This window comes from Amycolatopsis sp. NPDC051372 (genome assembly GCF_040682095.1).
Classification (GTDB): Bacteria; Actinomycetota; Actinomycetes; order Mycobacteriales; family Pseudonocardiaceae; genus Amycolatopsis.
Map to the genome: position 1 here is coordinate 79,242 of NZ_JBFBAF010000033.1, position 21,173 is coordinate 100,414.

Annotated in this window: 20 protein-coding genes and 1 pseudogene; 16 read left to right on the plus strand and 5 right to left on the minus strand. The window is 71.1% G+C overall.

From position 1 onward, the window contains the following. Window position 1 precedes the first annotated feature (1 nt). The 8 genes and pseudogenes from AB0M56_RS38900 (at window position 2) to AB0M56_RS38935 (ending at window position 6,903) form a co-directional block, all read left to right on the plus strand. A complete protein-coding gene (locus tag AB0M56_RS38900; RefSeq protein WP_220241991.1) occupies window positions 2-193 on the plus strand; it encodes a ferredoxin in 192 nt (63 codons plus the stop codon). Window positions 194-224: 31 nt separating this feature from the next. Continuing rightward, entirely contained in the window at window positions 225-1,439 is a 1,215-nt protein-coding gene (locus AB0M56_RS38905) for an FAD-dependent oxidoreductase (protein ID WP_364185689.1), read from the plus strand. Then, on the plus strand, window positions 1,439-2,887 hold the full coding sequence (locus AB0M56_RS38910; RefSeq protein WP_364185691.1) for an aldehyde dehydrogenase: 1,449 nt from the start codon (window positions 1,439-1,441) through the stop codon (window positions 2,885-2,887). The genes AB0M56_RS38905 and AB0M56_RS38910 overlap by 1 nt, the downstream gene beginning before the upstream one ends. After that, on the plus strand, window positions 2,884-4,146 hold the full coding sequence (locus AB0M56_RS38915) for a cytochrome P450 (protein ID WP_364185693.1): 1,263 nt from the start codon (window positions 2,884-2,886) through the stop codon (window positions 4,144-4,146). Before AB0M56_RS38910 ends, AB0M56_RS38915 begins: the two co-directional genes overlap by 4 nt. A 32-nt stretch (window positions 4,147-4,178) precedes the next feature. Continuing rightward, window positions 4,179-4,586 (plus strand): SCP2 sterol-binding domain-containing protein, encoded by a 408-nt coding sequence (locus AB0M56_RS38920; protein WP_364185695.1) that lies wholly within the window; start codon window positions 4,179-4,181, stop codon window positions 4,584-4,586. A gap of 22 nt (window positions 4,587-4,608) precedes the next feature. Beyond that, window positions 4,609-5,216, plus strand: a pseudogene (locus AB0M56_RS38925) (ATP-binding cassette domain-containing protein); the annotation flags it as partial. Window positions 5,217-5,833: 617 nt separating this feature from the next. Then, window positions 5,834-6,001, plus strand: a complete 168-nt coding sequence (locus AB0M56_RS38930) for a hypothetical protein (RefSeq protein ID WP_364185697.1) — start codon at window positions 5,834-5,836, stop codon at window positions 5,999-6,001. Window positions 6,002-6,132: 131 nt separating this feature from the next. Continuing rightward, complete coding sequence (locus tag AB0M56_RS38935) at window positions 6,133-6,903, plus strand: hypothetical protein (RefSeq protein WP_364185699.1); 771 nt, start codon at window positions 6,133-6,135, stop codon at window positions 6,901-6,903. On the opposite strand, the gene AB0M56_RS38940 is transcribed toward AB0M56_RS38935, so the two are convergent. Both AB0M56_RS38940 and AB0M56_RS38945 read right to left on the minus strand, forming a co-directional pair. Beyond that, the gene (locus AB0M56_RS38940) at window positions 6,887-7,423 is read right to left on the minus strand and encodes a hypothetical protein (RefSeq protein WP_364185701.1); all 537 of its coding nucleotides are present in this window, start codon (window positions 7,421-7,423) and stop codon (window positions 6,887-6,889) included. The genes AB0M56_RS38935 and AB0M56_RS38940 overlap by 17 nt on opposite strands. A gap of 159 nt (window positions 7,424-7,582) precedes the next feature. Beyond that, window positions 7,583-8,260 (minus strand): MBL fold metallo-hydrolase, encoded by a 678-nt coding sequence (locus AB0M56_RS38945; protein ID WP_364185703.1) that lies wholly within the window; start codon window positions 8,258-8,260, stop codon window positions 7,583-7,585. 87 nt (window positions 8,261-8,347) lie between these two features. Between AB0M56_RS38945 and AB0M56_RS38950 the strand changes: the two genes are divergently transcribed. After that, the gene (locus AB0M56_RS38950; protein ID WP_364185704.1) at window positions 8,348-9,577 is read left to right on the plus strand and encodes an acyltransferase; all 1,230 of its coding nucleotides are present in this window, start codon (window positions 8,348-8,350) and stop codon (window positions 9,575-9,577) included. 76 nt (window positions 9,578-9,653) lie between these two features. Next, window positions 9,654-12,515, plus strand: a complete 2,862-nt coding sequence (gene uvrA / locus AB0M56_RS38955) for an excinuclease ABC subunit UvrA (protein ID WP_364185706.1) — start codon at window positions 9,654-9,656, stop codon at window positions 12,513-12,515. 49 nt (window positions 12,516-12,564) lie between these two features. Here uvrA and AB0M56_RS38960 read toward each other — a convergent pair whose 3' ends face one another. Further along, complete coding sequence (locus AB0M56_RS38960) at window positions 12,565-13,245, minus strand: fibronectin type III domain-containing protein (protein ID WP_364185771.1); 681 nt, start codon at window positions 13,243-13,245, stop codon at window positions 12,565-12,567. 357 nt (window positions 13,246-13,602) lie between these two features. On the opposite strand from AB0M56_RS38960, the gene AB0M56_RS38965 reads away from it, so the two are divergent. Genes AB0M56_RS38965 through AB0M56_RS38975 form a run of 3 tightly spaced genes read left to right on the plus strand, consistent with a single transcriptional unit; the run spans window position 13,603 to window position 15,311 of the window. After that, on the plus strand, window positions 13,603-14,151 hold the full coding sequence (locus tag AB0M56_RS38965; protein WP_220241983.1) for a sigma-70 family RNA polymerase sigma factor: 549 nt from the start codon (window positions 13,603-13,605) through the stop codon (window positions 14,149-14,151). Then, window positions 14,148-14,864: a zf-HC2 domain-containing protein gene (locus AB0M56_RS38970; protein ID WP_364185708.1), complete on the plus strand. Its 717-nt coding sequence runs from the start codon at window positions 14,148-14,150 to the stop codon at window positions 14,862-14,864. Before AB0M56_RS38965 ends, AB0M56_RS38970 begins: the two co-directional genes overlap by 4 nt. A 3-nt stretch (window positions 14,865-14,867) precedes the next feature. After that, complete coding sequence (locus AB0M56_RS38975) at window positions 14,868-15,311, plus strand: SRPBCC family protein (protein WP_364185710.1); 444 nt, start codon at window positions 14,868-14,870, stop codon at window positions 15,309-15,311. Here the strand turns inward: AB0M56_RS38975 and AB0M56_RS38980 are convergent. Further along, entirely contained in the window at window positions 15,299-16,711 is a 1,413-nt protein-coding gene (locus AB0M56_RS38980) for an MFS transporter (RefSeq protein WP_364185712.1), read from the minus strand. The two genes, AB0M56_RS38975 and AB0M56_RS38980, sit on opposite strands and share 13 nt — an antisense overlap. A 113-nt stretch (window positions 16,712-16,824) precedes the next feature. Between AB0M56_RS38980 and AB0M56_RS38985 the strand changes: the two genes are divergently transcribed. After that, window positions 16,825-17,217 carry a helix-turn-helix domain-containing protein gene (locus AB0M56_RS38985; RefSeq protein WP_364185714.1) on the plus strand — a complete coding sequence of 131 codons (393 nt, stop codon included), beginning with the start codon at window positions 16,825-16,827 and terminating at the stop codon, window positions 17,215-17,217. 115 nt (window positions 17,218-17,332) lie between these two features. Here AB0M56_RS38985 and AB0M56_RS38990 read toward each other — a convergent pair whose 3' ends face one another. After that, window positions 17,333-18,718 carry a cation:dicarboxylase symporter family transporter gene (locus tag AB0M56_RS38990; RefSeq protein ID WP_364185716.1) on the minus strand — a complete coding sequence of 462 codons (1,386 nt, stop codon included), beginning with the start codon at window positions 18,716-18,718 and terminating at the stop codon, window positions 17,333-17,335. 180 nt (window positions 18,719-18,898) lie between these two features. Between AB0M56_RS38990 and AB0M56_RS38995 the strand changes: the two genes are divergently transcribed. Then, window positions 18,899-20,503 (plus strand): sensor histidine kinase, encoded by a 1,605-nt coding sequence (locus AB0M56_RS38995; protein WP_364185718.1) that lies wholly within the window; start codon window positions 18,899-18,901, stop codon window positions 20,501-20,503. Next, entirely contained in the window at window positions 20,500-21,168 is a 669-nt protein-coding gene (locus tag AB0M56_RS39000; RefSeq protein ID WP_364185720.1) for a response regulator, read from the plus strand. Before AB0M56_RS38995 ends, AB0M56_RS39000 begins: the two co-directional genes overlap by 4 nt. Window positions 21,169-21,173 lie beyond the last annotated feature (5 nt).

Consider the following 21,173-nt stretch of genomic DNA (forward strand, 5'->3'; position numbering starts at 1 on the left):
CGTGAAGATCGTCGTGGACCGCGCCCGCTGCACCGGGCTGGGCATCTGCGAGTCGTTCGCGCCCGAGGTGTTCGAGGTGGACGACAACGGTGACCTGGTCCTGTCGTCCGAGACCGTGCCCGACGGGCTGGAGTCCGAAGTGGAGCAAGCCGTGACGGGGTGTCCGACCGAGGCACTGAGGCTGGAAAAATGACGGCGGCTCTCGAACTGACGGGGCTTGTGCAGTGACGCGTCTCGTCGTGGTCGGTGCTTCCCTGGCCGGGTTGCGGGCCGTGGAGGGCGCGCGCAAGGCCGGGTTCACCGGGTCCGTCACGCTCGTCGGCGCCGAGGAGCACCTGCCCTACGACCGGCCGCCGCTGTCGAAGGCGTTCCTCGACGGGCCGGTCGCCGCGCCGGTGTTCCGTGAGGAGCAGGTGCTGCGGGACGAGCTCGACGTCGACCTCGTGCTCGGCACCCGCGCGCACGCCCTGGACCCGGCCGAGCGCGTGGTGCACGCGGGGGAACGGGAGATCCCGTACGACGGCCTGGTGATCGCCACCGGCGCGACCGCCCGGACGCTGCCCGGCACGAGCCACCTGGCCGGCGTGCACACGCTGCGCACCCTCGACGACGCGCTCGCCGTGCGCGCGGCCCTCGACGCCGGTGCGCGCACGGTGGTGATCGGCGCCGGGTTCATCGGCTCGGAAGTCGCCTCGGCCGCGCGCAAACGCAGCCTGCCGGTGACCGTGGTGGAGGCCGCGCCCACGCCGTTGATGCGCGCGATCGGCGCCATGGGAGAACCGTGCTCGGCGCTGCACCGTGCGAACGGCACGGACCTGCGCTGCGGAGTCGCCGTGACCGGGGTCGAAGGCTCGGACCGCGTCGAGCGAGTGCGGCTCACGGACGGCACCACGCTCAACGCCGACCTCGTCGTGGTCGGCGCCGGCGCGATTCCGGCCACGGACTGGCTCGCGGGCAGCGGGCTCACGCTGGAGGACGGCGTGGTGTGCGACGAGACGCTCGCGACGGGACTGCCCGGCGTGTACGCCGCGGGGGACGTCGCCAGGTGGGCCAACCCGCTGTTCGGCCGGGCCATGCGCCTGGAGCACTGGAGCAGCGCCGCGGAGCAGGGGGCCGCGGCGGGCGTTGCGGCGGCGATGCCGGGGGCGGGGAAGCCGTACGAGACCGTTCCCTACTTCTGGTCCGACTGGTACGACACCCGCATCCAGTTCGCCGGCGTGCCCGACGCCGACGAGATCCAGGTGGTGCTCGGCGATCCGGACGAGGGCCGCTTCGTCGCGCTGTACCGCTCCGGCGACCGCCTCACCGGCGTGCTCGCGGTGAACAAACAGCGGGAGATCATGAAGTTCCGGGCCCTCATCGCGCGCCGCACCGACTGGTCCGGCGCGCTCGACTTCGCCGCCCGGCGGCGGGAACCCGTGTCCGAAGGAGTGCGCTGATGCACGAGCACGAAGCCCTGTACATCGACGGCGCGTGGGTGCGCCCGGCCGGCGGTGCCACGCTCGCCGTGGTCTCGCCGGACACCGAGGACCGAATCGGCACGGTGCCGCTCGCCGCGGAGTCCGAAGTGGACTCCGCGGTCGCCGCCGCCGGCCGCGCGCTGCGGTCCGCGGAGTGGGGCGGGCTCACACCGGAGGCCCGGTCCGGGCTGCTGATGGCGTTTGCCGAGGAGCTGGGCAAGAACGTGGCCCAGCGCGCCGAGCTCACCACGATCCAGAACGGCATGCCGATCACCGTCGCCACCGCCGCGGAGGGGGCCGGCCCCGTCGGGATCCTGCAGTACTACGCCGCGCTCGGGGCCGCGCCCGCCGAGGAGCGCCGGCCGCGGCTGGACGGGCAGGGCGTCACCGTGGTGCGCAAGGAGCCGGTCGGCGTGGTCGCGCTCGTGGTGCCGTGGAACTTCCCGCAGGTGCTCACGATGTTCAAGCTCGCGCCGGCACTGGCCGCGGGCTGCACCGTGGTGCTCAAGCCCTCGCCCGAGACCACTTTGGACGCTCTGGAGCTGGCGGCCACCGCCGAGCGCGCCGGCCTGCCCGCGGGCGTGCTGAACGTGATCTCCGGCGGCGCCGACATCGGCGAGTACCTCGTGACGCACCCGGGCGTGCGGAAGGTCGCGTTCACCGGGTCCACGCCCGTGGGCCGCAAGATCGGCGAGGCCTGCGGCCGCCTGCTGCGTCCCGTCACGCTGGAGCTGGGCGGGAAGTCGGCGGCGATCGTGCTCGACGACGCCGACCTGGAGGCCACCGTGCAGGGCCTGGCCACCGCGAGCCTGCTCAACAACGGCCAGACCTGCTACCTCTCCACGCGCATCCTCGCCCCGCGCTCGCGCCACGACGAGGTCGTCGCCGCGCTGTCCGGGCTGGCGTCCGCGCTGACCGTCGGCGACCCGCTCGACCCGGGCACACACATCGGCCCGCTCGTCAGCGACAAGCAGCGGCGCAAGGTCGAGGAGTACGTGGCCGTGGGCCGCGAGTCCGGCGCCACGCTGGCCGCCGGTGGCGGGCGCCCCGACCGGGACCGTGGCTGGTACGTGCAGCCGACCGTGTTCGGTGGCGTCGACAACGGCAGCCGGATCGCGCGGGAGGAGATCTTCGGCCCGGTGCTCACGGTCATCCCGTACGACGGCGTCGACGAGGCCGTCTCGATCGCCAACGACTCCGACTACGGACTCGGCGGCACCATCTGGACCTCCGATGTGGAGAAGGGCCTCGACGTGGCGCGCCGCGTGGAGACCGGCAGCGTCGGGGTGAACTTCTACGACCTCGACCTGGGCGCCCCGTTCGGCGGCGTGAAGGCCAGCGGCGTCGGCCGCGAGCTCGGCCCCGAGGGCCTGGCCGCATACCAGCAGCTCAAGTCCGTCTACTTGGGACAGGAGATTCCCGCATGACCGCCATCGTGACCCCGCAGCAGCGCGAGTACGACGAGATCGACCTTTCGTCGCGGGCCTTCTGGTCGACCCGCGCCGCCGACCGTGAGCGCAGTTTCGCGGCGCTGCGCCGGGAGCGTCCGGTGTCCTGGCACCGGCCGGTCGAGGACGCGCTGATGGAGGACCCCGAGGACCCCGGCTACTGGGCCGTGGTCCGCCACGCCGACATCGTCGAGGTGAGCCGCCGCAACGACGTGTTCGTGTCCGGCCAGGGCGTGATGTTCGAGAACATCCCCGAGGAGATGCTCGAGGCTTCGCAGTCGTTCCTGGCGATGGACCCGCCGCGGCACACGAAGATCCGCAAGCTCGTCAGTGCCGCGTTCACCCCGAAGCAGGTACGCCGCATCGAAGAGCAGATCAAGGCCAACGCCCGCGACATCGTGCGCGAGCTGGCCGAGGCGGCCAGCGGAGCCGACTTCGTGAAGCAGTGCTCGGGCCAGCTGCCAATCCGCACGCTCTCGGACATGGTCGGCATCCCCGAGTCGCACCGCGAGAGCGTGGCCCACGCCGCCGACGCGTCGGTGTCCTGGGCCGACCCGGTCTACCTCGCGGGGCGTGACCCGATCGACATGATCTTCGAGGCCCAGATGACGCTGCACGGCGTGGCGTTCGAGATGGCCGAGCACCGCCGCGCCCACCCGGCCGAGGACCTGATGACCAACCTCGTACAGGCCGAAGTGGACGGTGAGCGCCTCACCGACGAGGAGATCGCGGCGTTCTTCGTGCTGCTGTCGGTGGCGGGCAACGACACCACCCGCCAGACCACCAGCCACACCCTGCGCGCGCTCACCGACTTCCCGGAACAGCGCGAGTGGCTGATGGCCGACTTCGACGGCCGCATCGGCAGCGCGCTGGAGGAGTTCGTCCGCTGGGCCTCGCCGGTGATGACGTTCCGCCGCACGGCCGTCGCGGACTTCGAGCTGGGCGGGCAGCGGATCAGCACCGGTGAGAAGGTGGTGATGTTCTACGCGTCCGGCAACTTCGATCCCGAGGTGTTCGACGAGCCCGGCCGCTTCGACCTGAGCCGCAGCCCCAACCCGCACGTGAGCTTCGGCGGGGGCGGCGCGCACTTCTGCCTGGGCAACCAGGTCGCCAAGGCCCAGCTGCGCGCCCTGTTCGGCGAGCTGCTGCGCACCCTGCCGACCATCACCGCCGGCGAGCCCGAATACCTGGCCGGCAACTTCGTGCACGCCGTGCGCGCCATGCCCTGCTTCTTCTGAGACCACCTTCCCGAACCGACCGGAGGCCAGCCATGCCCGCGTTCAGCAAGCCCGAAGAGATCTACCAGTACATCGGCGGCATCTTCGAAACCGCGTTCGCCGACGCCGACCTCGCCGCCAAGCTCGCCGGCACCGGACTGGTGCTGAAGATGGTGTGCACCAACCCCGAGTCCGCGCTGCTGATCGACACGCAGAACCGCCGTGTGACCGGCGACGCGTTCGACGCCCCGGCCGACGCGACCATGACGATGGACAGCGAGGTCGCCAACGGCTACTGGCAGGGCAAGGTGAACCTCACGTTCGCCATGGCCCGCGGCAAGGTCAAAGTGGACGGTCCGGTGTCGAAGCTGATCAAGCTCGCGCCGCTGTCGAAGAAGCTTTTCCCCGTGTACGTCGAAAAGCTGCGCGCCGACGGGCGCGAGGACCTGCTCGTCGGCTGAGCCGGGAAGGGCAAGCACAACGGTGGGTGCGGAAGTCGTCGAGGGCCTGACGAAGTCGTTCGGGCGTCAGACGATCTGGCGGGACGTGACCCTCAACTTGCCCCCGGGTGAGGCGTCCGTCCTGCTGGGTCCCTCGGGCACCGGGAAGTCGGTGTTCCCCAAGTCGCTGATCGGGCTGCTCAAGCCCGACCGCGGCCGCTGCGTGGTCGACGGTGTCGACTTGGCCACGTGCTCGACGAGCCGGACTCCGGCTTGGACCCGGTGCGCACCACCTACATCTCGCAGCTGTTCCTCGACGTCAACGCCCAGAGCGACGCGACGTTCCTCATCGTTGCGCACAACATCAACCTCGCCCGGACCGTGCCCGACAACCTCGGCATGCTCTTCCGCCGCGAGCTCGTGCTGTTCGGGCCGCGCGAGGTGCTGCTGACCAGCGAGGAGCCCGTGGTGCGCCAGTTCCCCAACGGCCGCGTGGACGGCCCGATCGGCATGAGCGAGGAGAAGGACTCGGCGACCATGGCCGCGGAACGCGCGAAGATCGCCGCCGGGCGCGGCCTCGGACATGACGCCTTCGGCGTCGAAGAGGTCGCCGGCATCCCGCCGCAGATGCAGCCCGCGCCCGGTCTGCCGCCGTCGTGGATGTCACCGCGCGCCAGGGCACGACCCCCTCGGCCGTCAAGCGCAACCGCTTCCAGGCGACCGTCACGCGGACCCCGGACGGCTGGAAGCTCTCCGCCGTCCAGCCGGTCACCGTCAGCCTCTGAGACCCTTCCGAACAGATTCCCGCCATGGCCCGCACCCGCCACCGCCCGCCATCCCCCCCGCCGCACGGCGGCCGCCGGGAAACCCCGCGCCGCGCAGCCTTCGGCGGCGTCTGCCGGTCGACGTGATCGAGCCGGCCGCGGGACCGCACCTCGCCGCCGAGCCTGAGGCCGCCGCGCCGGGTTCCGGAATCGAGTCGAAGGCTCGTGGTGCCCTCGCGCCGGACTCCGCTGCCGCGCTGCCGCCACGCGCAGCCACGATGTCGCGCCGCGCCGCCGCGCTGCCACACCGGAGGGCGCCGAGGCACTCTCGGCCGAACCCACCGAAGAACGGGCAACCGCCGCACCCGGCAAACCTCGCCGCAACCGCGTCGTCCAGGGCCTGTCGGCCGTGACCGTCGTCCTCCTGATCGCCGCCAACTGCTTTCGGCCGTCCAGCAACAGGCCGTCCCAACCACCTCACGCTCACCAGCCGCGTCCGCACCATTGGCATCAAGGGACATCACCGGCACCACCGCCCACGTCCTCGTCTTCGCCGACCAGACGACCTCCCGCACCGGCACGTCTGACACCTCCAGCGGCGGCGCGCAGGTCCGCCTCACCGCCACGGAGGACAACGGGCACTGGCGCATCAGCGACATCGCCATCCTGTAAGCGAAAAGTGGCCGATCGGTTCGCCGCGACGGCCCGTATGACCACCGTGCCGGCTCGCGCGGCCGACGAAGTTGGCCTTGGTCCCGCCGGCTTCTTACGTTCGGAGCAGAAGCCGGGCGAGGGGAGCGTCGATGGACATCCGCGGGTACGAGCCGGGGCCGATCTCAGCGGAAGGCGCCTTCACCTCTGATTACGCGCTCCCCGGTGTGCTTCGGGTGCGGCAGATCGCGGACCTGGTGGAGGCCGACCGGCCCGCCATGGACGTTCGCCCCGGGATGCGGCACAAGTACCTGCCGTTGCGGTTCGACCCCGCCGCCGGAGCCCCTCAGGTCGGTCGCCGCTACTTGTTCGACACGTGGTCGAACGCGATGGACTACGAGCGGTTCACCACCGAGGAGCTGGAGTTCGAGCCGGGCGTGAAGTTCTGGGGCCGCCCGTTCTTCCACGGCGTCGTGCGCCACGTCTGGCACGTGATCGGAGCGCACGACCTCTCCTCGCTCGCGAGTACCCACCACGTCAACCGGTTCGAACGCTGGGCCTACCGGGGTCGGGACGAGGAGGCGGCGCTGCTGCGGGCCTGGCCGCTGATCAGGGAAGCTGCCCGAGGAGCCGGGCTGTTCGGCGTCTGGCTGATGGTCCGGCCGGAGCAGCGGCAGGTGGCCATCGTGACCGTCCGCGCGAAGGTGACCGGCGCCGATCCCGCCGCCCGCTCGATCAGCGCGCTCGAACTGCTCCCGTCGTTCGGCCGGTTCCTCCCCGCAGACTGGGAGCTCGAGAAGGAGTTCGACCGGACGAGCCTGATCCTGGCCCTGTGGCTGCCCTGCTCACGGGCGCTCGGCGGTGCACCCTCGGTTCCGCTGCACGCCGAGCCGGACAATCCCTGCGTCAGGAGTCGCAGCTGACGTCGGTGACCTTCGCCGAGACCTTCGTCTTGGACGACGCGGTGGACAGCGACGTGGAGTGCACCTGCCACGATCCGGCCCCGGACGACTGCGCGGTCTCGACCACCTCGCCGGACTCGTCCCCGTCGATCTCGTAGGTGAGGCTGCAGCCGCCGGAGTAGTACGCCAAGTCACTTTGCGGGCCGTCGTACTTGAGGGACTCGTCGGGGATCACCTCGACGTTGCAGCCCGCCGAGCCGAAGCAGTGCTTGCTCAGCACCTTGAGCGACATCGTGAACTTCGCGGGATCGATCGAGGGCGGCGGTGTGTCGACGAGCTCTCCGTTCACACAGGACTGACCTTCCTGGAGCGCGGGACAGGACCCCTGCGGCTGGTAGCTCGGCACGGACGTGGCGGGAGCAGTGGGAGTTCCCGCGGCCTGCTGCACCGCGACGCCGAGGTTGCCGCCGGAACCGCAGGCCGTCAACAGCCCGAGCGCGGCGACGGCCGCGGCGGTGAAGAGCGTGGTGCGCTTGGTCATGGCGGGCCCCTCGACGTGGTGTGCCCGGTAGTCGTGCGGTGCCGTTCACTCGTTACGGCGAGTAACAATGGCATCTCGGCGAGGCGCGTCCGTAACGGCGGCAACAAAACCGGGCTGCCTGAAAGCCAGGCAGCCCGGTCACGTAGGTCGATCCTCAGCTCACCAACCGCGCTCGCGCCACTCCGCGAGCTTCGGCCGCTCAGCCCCCAACGTCGAGTCATCCCCGTGCCCCGGGTAGAACCACGTCTCGTCCGGCAGTTGGTCGAAGATCCGCGCCGAAACATCGTCCAGCAGCGACGCGAAGTCCTCCGGCGACGACGTCTTCCCCACCCCGCCGGGGAACAGCGAGTCACCCGTGAACAGGTGCGGGTGCCCGGCGGGGTCGCGGTACAGCAAGGCGATGGAGCCTGGCGTGTGGCCGCGCAGGTGGATCACCTCGAGGGTGACCTGCCCCACCTGGAGCGTGTCGCCGTGTTCGACCAGGAAGTCGGGCGGCACGGGCAGCGGCGAGGCGTCCAGGGGGTGCGCGGCGGTGTTCGAGCCGTTCGCGCCCGCCACGGCGCCCAGGGCCTGCCAGTGGTCCTGGTGCTGGTGGGTGGTCACGACGGTGCGCAGCGCGGGCCGGTCGGGGCCGTGGCCGATGAGGTCGGAGATGCGCTCGGGGTCGTTGGCGGCGTCGATCAGCAGCGCCTCGTTCTCGGCGCGGCAGACGAGCAGGTAGGCGTTGTTGTCCATCGGCCCCACGGAGAGCTTGGTGATGGTCAGCGCGTCCAGCGTGCGGCGGGCGGCGTCGCCGCCCGGTTCGACGTGCCCGGTGTAGGTGTCGGCGATGTTCACGTCCACACGGTAGCCGGGGCAACGCGGTCTGTCCTACCCCCGCACACGTAGGCTCGGCGCGACCAGCCGGGCGACCCCAGGGAACCAGTGCCGAACACCGCGACACCGCACCATTCCACCCGACGGATCAGCTGGGACCTGCTCAGAGTCATCGCGATCGTCTCGGTCGTGCTCGGCCACGTCACGCACCAGGGCGCGCTGCTGCACGGCGAGCTCACCGGCTACCCGTTCCGCGTGCCCGCGCAGTTCGGGGCCGCTGGGCTGATGGTGATCTCCGCCTATTTCGTGTGCGTGAGCGTTCGCAAGCCGGACACGGGCCGGTGGCTGTGGAGCCGCGTCGCGCGGCTCGTGCCGGCGTACCTCGTCGCGGTGCTCGTCACCTACGTCGTCACGCGCTATGCCGCCATCCACTTCAGCGGCCTGCCCACGCCGGACGGCGTCACCGGCTTCCTGTTCGGCGTGCCGCAGGGCCCGCCGGCGGACCCGTTCCCGTGGTACATCCCGACCTGGCAGGACCTGCTCACGAACCTGGGGATGATCCAGGCATGGGACTACTACGGGTTCCACTACCTCGACGGTTCGTGGTGGACCCTGCCGGTCCAGCTGTTCGCGTTCTGCGCCGCCGCGTGGTTGTTCTTGCGGCGGTGGCGCACCGATCGAGTGATGATGTGGCTCGTCTGGGTGTTGATGGTCGCGCCGGCGGTGGTCCGGTTCCTGATCTTCGACCCCGGCCGGACGCCGATCCAGGTCGTCAACGTCTTCTTCGGGCTCGGCCTGCAGCGCACGCACCTGTTCGCGATGGGGATCGCACTGTGGCTGTGGAGCCGGAAACGGCTGGAGTCCTGGCATCTCGGGCTGCTCGCCGCGGCCTGTATTCTGGTTCAGGACCTGCACGTCTTCCCGTTCCACCGGGCGATGCCCCAGGACCCCGCGCGCTGGCCCTCCACGATCGGCTTCGCCGTGCTGCTGCTGATGATCTGCCTGGCGGCACGCGGCTCCGACTGGCGGTTCCCGGGTCTCGCGCGGGTCGCCCCGGCGCTCACCTGGCTCGCCGGGATCTCGTATGGTCTTTATCTGGTGCACCAGGAACTGGGTTACGTCCTGGCGCGCGCCCTGCTGGACATCGGTGTCCCCGGCTGGCTGCGGCTCCCCGCGGTGCTGGCCGCCGCCGTGCTTGCCGGCTGGGCGCTCACCGCGTGGGTGGAACGGCCGCTGCATCGGCGCCTGACCGCCCGGCGGGCGGGCAAACCCGCCCAGGAACCCGTAAAAGCCCAGGTCGAAGAGCCGGAGCCCGTTTCTGTCGGTGGTGCGTCCTAGCATGGACGCGGCCGCCCGTGCAGGACTTCCACCGGGCCGGCCTCCGAGCCGAGATTTGAATTGAAGGGACGTGGGCGTGGCTGATCGCCTCGTTGTTCGCGGGGCCCGCGAGCACAACCTCCGCGGTGTCGACCTCGATCTGCCCCGCGACAGCCTGATCGTGTTCACGGGCCTGTCCGGGTCGGGCAAGTCGAGCCTCGCTTTCGACACCATCTTCGCCGAGGGGCAGCGCCGTTACGTCGAGTCGCTCTCGGCCTACGCGCGGCAGTTCCTCGGGCAGATGGACAAGCCCGACGTCGATTTCATCGAGGGCCTCTCGCCCGCGGTGTCGATCGACCAGAAGTCCACCTCGCGCAACCCGCGCTCCACGGTGGGCACGATCACCGAGGTCTACGACTACCTGCGGCTGCTCTACGCCCGCGCGGGCAAGGCGCACTGCCCCCAGTGCGGCGAGCTGATCAGCAAGCAGACGCCGCAGCAGATCGTGGACCAGGTGCTCGACATGGACGAGGGCACGCGCTTCCAGGTGCTCGCGCCGGTCGTGCGCGGGCGCAAGGGCGAGTACCTCGACCTGTTCCAGAACCTGCAGCAGCAGGGCTACGCGCGCGTGGTCGTCGACGGGAAGGTGCACCCGCTCACCGACCCGCCGAAGCTGAAGAAGCAGGAGAAGCACCAGATCGGTGTGGTCATCGACCGCCTGAGCGTGAAGACGAGCTCGCGTCAGCGGCTCACCGACTCGGTCGAGACGGCGCTGCGGCTGGCCGACGGGCTGGTCGAGCTGGAGTTCGTCGACCTGCCGGAGAACGACCCGCACCGCGTGCGCGGGTTCTCCGAGAACCTGGCGTGCCCCAATGGTCACCCGCTGGCGATCGAGGACCTCGAGCCGCGGTCGTTCTCGTTCAACTCGCCCTACGGCGCGTGCCCCGTGTGCACCGGGATCGGCATCCGCAAGGAGGTCGACCCGGAGCTGGTGGTGCCCGACGACGAGCTGTCGCTGGGCGAGGGCGCCATCGCGCCGTGGGCCGGCGGGCAGAGCGCCGACTACTTCATCCGGCTGCTGGAGTCGCTGTCGGAGGCCATCGGGTTCCGCATGGACACGCCGTGGCGCCAGCTGCCGGCGAAGGTCCAGAAAGCGGTGCTGCACGGCGTCGACGAGCAGGTCCACGTGCGCTACCGCAACCGCTACGGTCGGCAGCGCTCGTACTACGCCAACTTCGAGGGCGTGATCCCGTTCCTCGAGCGGCGCCAGGAGCAGACCGAGTCCGAGTACATGCGCGAGCGGTACGAGGGCTACATGCGCGAGGTGCCGTGCCCCACGTGCCAGGGCACACGGCTCAAGCCGGAGATCCTTGCGGTCACCCTGGAGCACGCGACGCAGGGTGAGCGTTCGATCGCCGAGGTCTGCGCCCTGTCGATCGACGAGGCGTCGAAGTTCCTCGACGAGCTGGTGCTCGGGCAGCGTGAGGCGATGATCGCCGGCGCGGTGCTCAAGGAGATCCAGGCACGCCTGCGCTTCCTGCTCGACGTCGGCCTCACCTACCTTTCGCTCGACCGCGCGTCGGGCACGCTCTCGGGTGGCGAGGCGCAGCGCATCCGGCTGGCCACGCAGATCGGCTCGGGCCTGGTGGGTGTGCTCTACGTGCTCGACGAGCCGTCGATCGGCCTGCACCAGCGCGACAACCACCGGCTGATCGAGACCCTCACGCGCCTGCGCGACCTCGGCAACACTCTGATCGTGGTGGAGCACGACGAGGACACGATCCGCGCGAGCGACTGGGTCGTCGACATCGGCCCGGGCGCGGGCGAGCACGGCGGGCACATCGTCCACAGTGGACCGTACAAGAAGATGCTGAAGAGCAAGGAGTCGCTCACCGGCGCCTACCTGTCGGGCCGCCGCGCGATCGAGGTGCCGGCGATCCGGCGTCCGGTCGACAAGAAGCGGCAGCTCACGGTCGTGGGCGCGCGCGAGCACAACCTGCGCGGCATCGACGTGTCGTTCCCCCTGGGCTGCCTGGTGTCCGTCACCGGCGTGTCCGGCTCGGGCAAGTCCACGCTCGTCAACGACATCCTCGCCCAGGTGCTGGCCAACAAGCTCAACGGCGCGCGTCAGGTGCCGGGCCGCCACACGCGGGTCAACGGGCTGAACACGGTCGACAAGCTGGTGCGCGTGGACCAGTCGCCGATCGGCCGCACCCCGCGGTCGAACCCGGCCACCTACACCGGCGTGTGGGACCACGTGCGCAAGCTGTTCGCGGCCACCACCGAGGCCAAGGTGCGCGGCTACCAGCAGGGCCGGTTCTCGTTCAACGTCAAGGGCGGCCGCTGCGAGGCGTGCGCGGGCGACGGCACGATCAAGATCGAGATGAACTTCCTGCCCGACGTCTACGTGCCGTGCGAGGTCTGCAAGGGCGCCCGCTACAACCGCGAGACGCTCGAGGTGCACTACAAGGGCAAAACGGTGTCCGACGTGCTGGACATGCCGATCGAGGAGGCGGCCGAGTTCTTCGAGCCGATCAAGGCGATCCACCGGCACCTGCAGACGCTCGTCGACGTCGGCCTCGGCTACGTGCGCCTGGGCCAGCCCGCGCCGACCCTGTCGGGCGGCGAGGCGCAGCGGGTGAAGCTCGCGAGCGAGCTGCAGAAGCGCTCGACCGGCAAGACCGTGTACATCCTCGACGAGCCGACCACGGGCCTGCACTTCGAGGACATCAGCAAGCTCATCGGCGTGATCAACGGGCTGGTGGACAAGGGCAACACGGTGATCGTGATCGAGCACAACCTCGACGTGATCAAGACGTCGGACTGGGTCATCGACATGGGCCCGGAGGGTGGCTCCGGTGGCGGCATGGTCGTGGCGGAGGGTTCGCCCGAGCACCTCACGACCGTGCCGGAGAGCTACACGGGCGAGTTCCTCAAGCACGTCCTCAACCCGGCCTGACCCCGTCCCGGTGCGGTGGCCCGAAACCGGGTCGCCGCACCGGCGGGCGTCAGTCCTTGCCGGTCGTGCGGTCGACAACCGGCGAGAGCGGTCCGTAGTACAGCGCGCGCACGCGGAAGGCGGAGCCCTGCTCGCCGGGCAGCAGCGACAGCGCGCAGGTCGTCGTGTCGGGGTCGGTGATCTCGACCGGGACGAAGTCCGCCGCGTCCGGGTTGCGGATCTCCACCAGGAACCCCGTCTCGTCGCGGGAGCGGTCCGCCCAGGTGAAGTGCACGGCCGCGTCCTCGGCCGGGACCACGGTCACCTCGGCCGGAGCAGCGGCGTCCCCTGGCGTCCGCACCGGCACGGCCGTGGCCAGGGGAGTGGCGTGTCCCGCGGAGCCGGGCCGGCCGGCGGAGCCCGGCTGCACGACCGCCGACACGGGCCCGTAGAAGTCCCGCACGCGGTAGTAGAACGGTGTCTCCGGGATCAGGTCCGGGTGCCGGTAGGTGGTCTGCGAGCGCGGGATGTACCGCAGCGCCGTCCACGGGCCGTCGGCGGAGTTCGCGTATTCGAGCAGGTGCCCAGCCGCGGCGGGGTCGCCCGCGGACCAGCGCAGGTCGATGTCCGTCGGGGTCGTGAGCGTCGCCGTGAGGCCGTGGGGCGGTGGCTCCGGAGCGGCGGCCGGGGCCGCAGAGCAGCCGGCGGCGACCAGCACGGCCAGCGCCGCGAGCGCGAGGCGGGTTTTCACGGGCACGGCGAAGCCTCCGGGACGTCCAGGCGGCGGCGGTGCCGCGTCAGCCTAGGAACCCGTGCCGGTGATCGACAAGGCGCGTCCCGATCACCGGCACCACCCATCCGCCCGGCCTCCGGCGACGAATTCCTCCGGCGAACTTTCTGAATTCGCGGTGAACCGCATGGCGCCGGCATCCGTGTGAGGGGTGTCGGGGGCTCTCACCGGCGACGGCACGACCCACTCTCACCTCGGAAGGGGGGCGATCTCACGGTGGACACGGCGGCGGTGCTGGGCGTGCGGCGACGACCGGCGTTCACGCCGCGGTTTGCAGTACTGTCCTCGCCTACCCAGAACACCGTCGGGAGGTCGAGGGTGGCGATCGGACGCGGGCGGCCGAAACGGGCCGCCGCCGAGCGGCTCGTGGAGCAGCTCTACGCGGAACACGGCCGGAGCCTGGTGGCTTACGCGACCAGGCTCACGGGTGACCGCGCGGCCGCCGAGGACGTGGTCCAGGAGACGCTCGTGCGCGCCTGGAAGCACGCCGACGACCTGAGCGGCGACCGCCAGGGGTCCGTGCGCGGCTGGCTGCTCACCGTGGTCCGCAACCTCGTCACGGACCGGGCGCGGGCTCGCGCTTCGCGGCCGCCGGAGGTCGCCGAGGGCCCGGAGACACTCGCGGCGCCGGTGGAACGCGACCACGCCCAGGGAGTGGTCGACTCGATGACGGTGCTGGGAGCCCTCGAAGGGTTGTCGCAAGAGCATCGCGACGTGCTCGTGGAGATCTACTATCGAGGGAGATCGGTGGCGGAGGCAGCCGAGATGCTGGGGGTCGCTCCCGGCACCGTGAAATCCCGGTCCTACTACGCCCTGCGCGCCCTGCGCGCGGCGATGGTGAGCGGCGGAACGGAGGCAGTGAGATGAGCGCGGTCGAGCAGGAGCACGCGCAGCTCGGCGCCTACGTCCTCGGCGCGCTGGACCCGGCCGAGGCGGTCGAGTTCGAACGCCACCTGGTCACGTGCGCGCAGTGCCGCTTCGAACTCAAGGACTTCGGCGCCCTGCGGGAGGCGCTCGACGAGGTGCCGCCCGAGGCGTTCCTCGACGGCCCGCCCGAGGGCGGTGACCTGTTGCTGCAGCGCACGCTGCGCCGGATCCGGGCCGAGGAGGAGCAGGCCGGCCCCACCGAATCCACCGCGGCACCGAGCCGCGCCGGTTCACGCCGGGGGCTCGCGATCGCGGCCGCGGCGGTCGTCGCCGCGGTGGCGCTCGGCGGCGGGGTCTTCATCGGCCGTCAGACGGCGCCCGAGTCCGCCCAGCAGGTGGCCGTGCCCGGCACCCGGGACGTGGCCGCCACCAACGCGGCGACGGGCGCGAGCCTCACCGCGTCGGTGATCCCGGCGGCCGGCTGGGTCAAGGTGCACGTGGCCGTGAAGGGGATCCCCGCGGGCGAGAAGTGCAAGCTCGTGGTCACGGACAAGGCCGGCGCGAAGTGGGACGCCGGCAGCTGGCTCGTGTCGGAGAAGTGGAGCACGCAGGGCTTCGGCCTCGACGGTTCGGCGCTGGTCGCACCGGCGGACGTCGCGTCGGTCGGCATCGTCACCCTCGACGGCCGGGACCTGGTCTCGGCGCAGGTGTAGGCCGTGGCGGCAGCGGAGTACCGGTTCTCCAGCACCTGGTGGCTCCCGGCCGCCCCGGCCCGCCGGGTCTTCGACGCCGTCGTGGACCTCGAGGCTTACCCGAACTGGTGGCGCGACGTGCGCTCGGTCCGCCGCCTCGACGACGACTCCGCCGAGGTCGTCTGCCGCTCGAGCCTGCCCTACCACCTCGTGATCGCCATGCACCGCGAGGAAGAGGACCCCGTCACCGGCCACGTCCGTGTCGGCCTGAGCGGCGACCTGGAAGGGTTCCTCGCCGGCGCGCTGCACGCCGTCGGCGCGGGCACGCGGCTGGAGATCACGCAGCACGTGCGTGCCCGCAAACCGTTGCTGCGCAAACTGGACACGGTGGCCCGGCCGTTCTTCCGCGCCAACCACGCGTGGATGATGCGCCGGGGTCACCGCGGCCTGACCGCCTACCTGGCCTGACCCGCCACGCACAGCTCGGGCTCCGCGGCCGGGCGCGGGCGGCGCACCAGCACGAGCGCGGCCGCCACCGCGGCGAGTGCCACGAAGCCCGCGCTCAGCCCGTATGCGAGCCGGTAACCCGAAGCGAGTGCGGCGCGAGCCCCCTCCGATGCCAGCCCTGCCGTGCGCGCCGCCGCTGCAGTGGCGAGTGCCGCGGTGCCGATGGCCGCGCCGACCTGCTGCGTGGTGGTGATCAGGCCCGACGCCACCCCCGCGTCGGCCGGGTCGGTGCCGGACATCGCAAGCCCCATCACGGCCGGGATGGCCGCGCCCGCACCGGAACCCATCAGCACCAGCGCCGGGAACACGTGCAGGAAGTAGCTGCCGTCCGTGGGCACAGTGGTGAGCAACGCGAAGGCGATCACGACCACCGCGAGCCCGCCCAGCAGCACCGCGCCCGGCGTGAAGCGCGCGCTGAACTTCGCGGAGATCCCCAGCGAGAACACCGCGATCATCACCGGCGCCGGAAGGAACGCGAGCCCGGTGGCGAGCGCGTCGAGCCCGAGCACCTTCTGCAGGTACAGCGCCGTCACGAACTGGAAGCCCATCATGCCGGCGACCATGAACACCATCGTGACGTTGGCGCCGCTGACCGCGCGAACGCGGAACAGCCGCAGCGGCAGCAACGGAGTCCGCGCGCGAGCCTGCCGGACGACGAACGCGACGAGCAGCAAAGCCGCGCCCGCCAACGGAAGCGCGGCGCCGGTCTCGACGATCCCATACACCAACAGCATCACGCCGCCCGTCACGAGCACGGCGCCCAGCGCGTCGATTCCCGTGCGCAACCCCCGGCCGCGATCGGCGTCCACGACCAGCGGCGCCAGCACCAGCGCGGCGACGCCGATCGGCAGGTTCACGGAGAACGTCCAGTGCCAGTCGAGCGCCTGCGTGAGCGCGCCGCCGGCGATGAGCCCGATCGACGCGCCCGAGGCCTGCGTGAAGCTGAAGACGCCGATCGCCCGGGCCTGCGCACGGGGTTCGGGGTACATCGTCACGATCATGCCCAGCACCACGGCCGACGCGAGCGCGCCGCCGATGCCCTGCACGAACCGGGCGGCCACCAGCACCGCCGCGTCGGTCGAGAGCCCGGCCAGGAGCGACGACGCGGTGAAGACCACGAGCCCGGCGAGGAACACCCGCCGCCGGCCCAGCAGGTCACCGAGCCGGCCCGAGAGCAGGAGCAGCCCGCCGAACGCGACGAGGTAGGCGTTGACGACCCAGGCCAGCCCCGCGGACGTGAAGCCCAGCTCGGCCTGGATCGAGGGCAGCGCGACGGCGACGATGGTCCCGTCGAGCACCACCATGAGCGAGGCCGCGCACAGCACCACCAGTGCGACGGCCCGGCGACGGACTTCCGGCATTTCGGTCCCTCCAGAACGATCACCGAAGAGAATCCCCAGGTCGTGCCCAGGGCATCTCTTGTTACAGTGACCATCTTGTGTGACCATCGAGGCGCGCGGAAGGAGGCACTTTCATGTCCCAGGGAAACACCGCTGTGACCGACCAGGTCAGCGCGATCGACCCGGAGAAACTCGAGGCGTGCACGCTGCTCGAGGTGCTCAACCGGATCAGTGGCAAGTGGGCGATCGGCATCCTGTTGGAGGCGTCGCAGGGCCCGGTGCGGTTCACGGAGCTGGAACGCTCGGTGGCGGGCATCAGCCGCCGGATGCTCACGTTGACCCTGCGCAATCTCGAACGCGACGGGCTGCTGGAGCGCACTGTCTACCCGACCGTGCCGCCGCGCGTGGAATACGAGGCGACGCCGATGGCGCGTGAGCTCTACGGCACGTTGTCGGGTCTGGTCGACTGGGCGCAGCGCCACCGCGAAGCGATCGCCGTGGCGCGCGAGGCCTACGACGCACAGTAGAAACACGTGTGCCGTGGTCGTGAGCACGGGGGACGCTCACGACCACGGCACACGGGGGTGTTCGCACCCCGGCGGGGGAGTGTGGGCCGGAAGGAGCCCTGGGGTGCGAACGGCTTCAGTTGCCCGCTGACGCTCCGACCGGTTCGCCCCGGTCGGTGGGCGGCTCAGTGGCGGGCGGTTCGGCCGGTGCGGGCGCTTCGTCGAGCAGCGTGGCTTCGTCGAACGGCGCGGACCCCGCGAAGACCTGGCGGGACTTGTCGCGGTCGAACTCCTTCATCCACGATCCGATGAGGACGGTCGCCACGGCGTTGCCGGCGAAGTTCGTCAGGGCGCGGGCCTCGGACATGAACCGGTCGATGCCGAGGATGAACCCGACGCCGTCGACCAGTTCCGGCCGGTGCGACTGCAGGCCACTCGCCAGGGTCGCGATGCCGGCGCCGCTGACGCCCGCCGCGCCCTTCGAGGCGAGGATCATGAACAGCAGCAACCCGATCTGCTCGCCCAGCGCCAGTGGCTGGTCCTGCGCCGTGGCGATGAACAGCGTCGCCATGGTCAGGTAGATCGCCGTGCCGTCGAGGTTGAACGAGTACCCCGTGGGCACCGTGATGCCGACGACCGGCTTGCTCACCCCGAGGTGCTCCATCTTCGCGATCAGCCGCGGCAGCGCCGATTCCGATGACGAGGTGGACAGGATCAGCAGGAACTCGCGGCCCAGGTACCTGAGCAGCTGGAGGATGTTGACCCGGGCGCCCAGCCACAGCACCGTGCCGAGGATGCCGAACACGAAGATCAGGCAGGTGACGTAGAAGCCGAGCATGATCACCAGCAGGCTGCGCAGCGCGCCCCAGCCGGTGGCGCCGACCACGGCCGCGATCGCGCCGAACGCGCCGACGGGCGCGGCCCACATGATCATCGACAGGATGCGGAACACCAGGCGCTGCACGTGCTCGATGCCGCGCAGGATCGGCTCGCCGCGCCGGCCGAGCTTCTGCAGCGCGAACCCGGTCAGCAGCGCGATGAGCAAGGCCTGCAAGGTCTGGCCCTCGGTGAACGCCGAGACGAACGAGGTCGGGATGATCCCGAGCACGAAGTCGACGCCACCCTCGGCGCCCTTGGCCTGGTCGTGGACCTTCGTGACGTCGGCCGGGTTGAGGTGCAGACCACTGCCCGGGTGCAGGATGTTGCCGACGATGAGGCCGATCGCGAGCGCGAACGTCGACATGACGACGAAGTAGACCAGCGCGGTGATGCCGACCTTGCCGACCTTCGCCGCCTTCGCGACCGAGCCGATGCCCAGCACGATGGTGCAGAAGATGATCGGCGCGATCATCATCTTGATCAGGTTGACGAAACCGGTGCCCAGCGGTGCGAGCTGTTTGCCGACCGACGGCCAGATCAAGCCGACCGCGGCGCCGACCACCACGGCGACGATCACGGCCAGGTAAAGGTAACGCGTGCGGTCGCGCTTGGGCGCGGCTGCTTCGGGGGTCGGTGTCGGCACCGTTGCCTCCAGTAGGGGAATGGGTGGAACGCCGGTCACTATGCGGGGAGGATATGACCAGCGTCACCGTTGTGTTCATTGAGTTCGCACGAGAGGTCCAGTCCGGTTCGGACGGTGGTACGCGAGGGTCGTCGCACCACCCGGGTGTTGCCCCGCGCCCGCGTGTGCTGGTATGAGCACGTGCCTGCCCCCACCCGGACCCGGACCAGCCGCTGGAGCCTCGCCCGCCAGCTGCTGGTCCTCCAGCTGGCGGTGCTGCTGGTGCTCGTGGGCGGCGGGATCACCATCGCGTACCTCGACGCCGGCCGCACGACGACCGACCGGGCGCGCGACCAGTCGCTGGCGATCGCCCACGCGATCGCCGACTCGCCGAGTGTGACCCGAGCGGTGTCCACACCGGACCCGACGGCCGTGCTGCAGCCCTACGCGGCGCGGGTGCAGACCGACGCCGACGTCGACTTCGTCACGATCATGACCCCGCAGGGGATCCGCTACACCCACCCGAACCCCGCGTTGATCGGGCAGCCGTTCCTCGGCCACATCGACGCCGCCCAGGAGGGTGGCGTGGTCACCGAGACCTACGCGGGTTCGCTCGGGCCTTCGGTCCGGGCCGTGGTGCCGGTGTTCGACGCGAACCATCGCGTCGTCGCCCTCGTGGCGGTGGGCATCACGATCGCCGCGATCTCCGCGGAGCTGCGCGACCGCGTGTGGCCGCTCGCCGGCGTCGCGGGCGCGGTGCTGCTCGTCGGCGCGTGCGGCGGCTGGCTCGTGAGCGCCCGGCTCAAGCGGCAGACGCGCGGGATCGCGCCCGGTGAGCTCAGCAACCTGTTCGAGTACCACGAAGCGGTGCTGCATTCCGTGCGCGAGGGCGTGCTGCTGGTCGGGCGCGACGGCCGCGTCGGCCTGTGCAACGACGGTGCGCGCACGCTCCTGGGTCTCACCGCGGATCCGGTCGGGCTGCCGCTGGTCGAGCTGGGGCTGCCGCCGGAACTGGTGGCCGCGTTCGTCTCCGCCGAGACGCGCACCGAGGAGCTGCACCTCACCGACACGCGCGTGCTGGTGGTCAGTACCACTGTCGTGCGCTCCGCCGGACGCGCACAGGGCACCGTGGTGATCCTGCGCGACCACACGGAACTGCAGACGCTGACGGGCGAGCTCACCACCGCCCGCAGCCTCGCGGAGGCACTGCGGTCGCAGGCGCACGAGGCGGCGAACCGGCTGCACACCGTCGTTTCCCTGGTGGAGCTCGGCCGGCCCGAGGACGCGGTGGAGTTCGCGACGGCCGAGCTCGCTCTGGCCCAGGAGCTCACCGACCGCGTGATGAGCGCGGTGTCCGAGCCCGTGCTGGCGGCCCTGTTGCTCGGCAAGGCCGCGGAGGCGAGCGAACGCGGCGTCGAGTTCACGATCACCCCCGACACCGTGATCGAGGACCTCGGCCCGGAGATCGTCGGCCGGGACCTCGTGACGATCCTGGGCAACCTCGTCGACAACGGCATCGACGCCGCCGCGCGCGGGGCGGACGGCCGGCCCGCCGTGGTCGTCACCGCGCGGACCGACGACGACGGGCTGCTGCTGCGGGTCGCCGACAACGGCCCGGGCGTACCGGAGGAAGCTGTAGAGGACATGTTCCGCCGCGGCTGGTCCACGAAGGCGGGCGAGGGCCACGGGCTCGGGCTCGCTCTGGTGGTCCAGGCCGTGCGCCGCTACGGCGGCAGCGTGGACGTCGGCCGGGACGGCGGCGCGGTGTTCACGGTCCGGTTGCCGAGGCAGGAGGCGCTGCGGTGATCCGCGTGCTGGTGGTGGAGGACGAGCCCGTGGCCGCCGAGGCCCACCGGCTCTACGTGGAGCGCTTGCCCGGCTTCAGCGTCGCCGGCGTGGTCCACTCCGGCGGCGACGCGCTGCGCTTCTGCGAACGCGAACCCGTCGACCTCGTGCTGCTCGACTTCTACCTGCCCGACACCCATGGCCTCGCCGTGTGTCGCTCCCTGCGCGCGGCCGGCCTGCCCATCGACGTGATCGCCGTGACCTCGGCGCGCGACCTCGCGCTGGTGAAGGCGGCGGTATCGGTGGGCGTGGTGCAGTACCTGCTGAAACCGTTCACTTTTGCTTCGCTGAGGGAAAAGCTCGAGCGCTACGCCGAGTTCCACCAGGCTTCGGGAGAGGTCACCGGCCAGGCCGAGATCGACCGCGCGCTCGCCACGCTGCGCACGAGCGAGCAGCACGCGCTGCCGAAGGGCATGAGCGCCGAGACCCTCGAAGCCATCACCTCCGCCCTCGCCGCCGCCTCCGAAGGCCTCTCCGCCGCCGGCGCGGCGAGCGCGATCGGCGCTTCGCGCGTCACGGCCCGCCGCTACCTGGAGTACTTGGCGGACAACGGGTTGGCCCACCGCGAGCCCCGCTACGGCCAGGTCGGCCGGCCCGAGGTCTGGTACCGCCACGGCCCCGCGTGAGGGCG

Excerpts from the sequence above, each read along its gene's own strand:
- AB0M56_RS38920 (WP_364185695.1), top strand. The coding sequence starts at position 4,179 with ATGCCCGCGTTCAGCAAGCCCGAAGAGATCTACCAGTACATCGGCGGC.
- AB0M56_RS38910 (WP_364185691.1), top strand. The coding sequence starts at position 1,439 with ATGCACGAGCACGAAGCCCTGTACATCGACGGCGCGTGGGTGCGCCCG.
- AB0M56_RS38940 (WP_364185701.1), bottom strand. The coding sequence starts at position 7,423 with ATGACCAAGCGCACCACGCTCTTCACCGCCGCGGCCGTCGCCGCGCTC.
- AB0M56_RS38985 (WP_364185714.1), top strand. The coding sequence starts at position 16,825 with ATGTCCCAGGGAAACACCGCTGTGACCGACCAGGTCAGCGCGATCGAC.
- AB0M56_RS38915 (WP_364185693.1), top strand. The coding sequence starts at position 2,884 with ATGACCGCCATCGTGACCCCGCAGCAGCGCGAGTACGACGAGATCGAC.
- AB0M56_RS38935 (WP_364185699.1), top strand. The coding sequence starts at position 6,133 with ATGGACATCCGCGGGTACGAGCCGGGGCCGATCTCAGCGGAAGGCGCC.
- AB0M56_RS38980 (WP_364185712.1), bottom strand. The coding sequence starts at position 16,711 with ATGCCGGAAGTCCGTCGCCGGGCCGTCGCACTGGTGGTGCTGTGCGCG.
- AB0M56_RS38970 (WP_364185708.1), top strand. The coding sequence starts at position 14,148 with ATGAGCGCGGTCGAGCAGGAGCACGCGCAGCTCGGCGCCTACGTCCTC.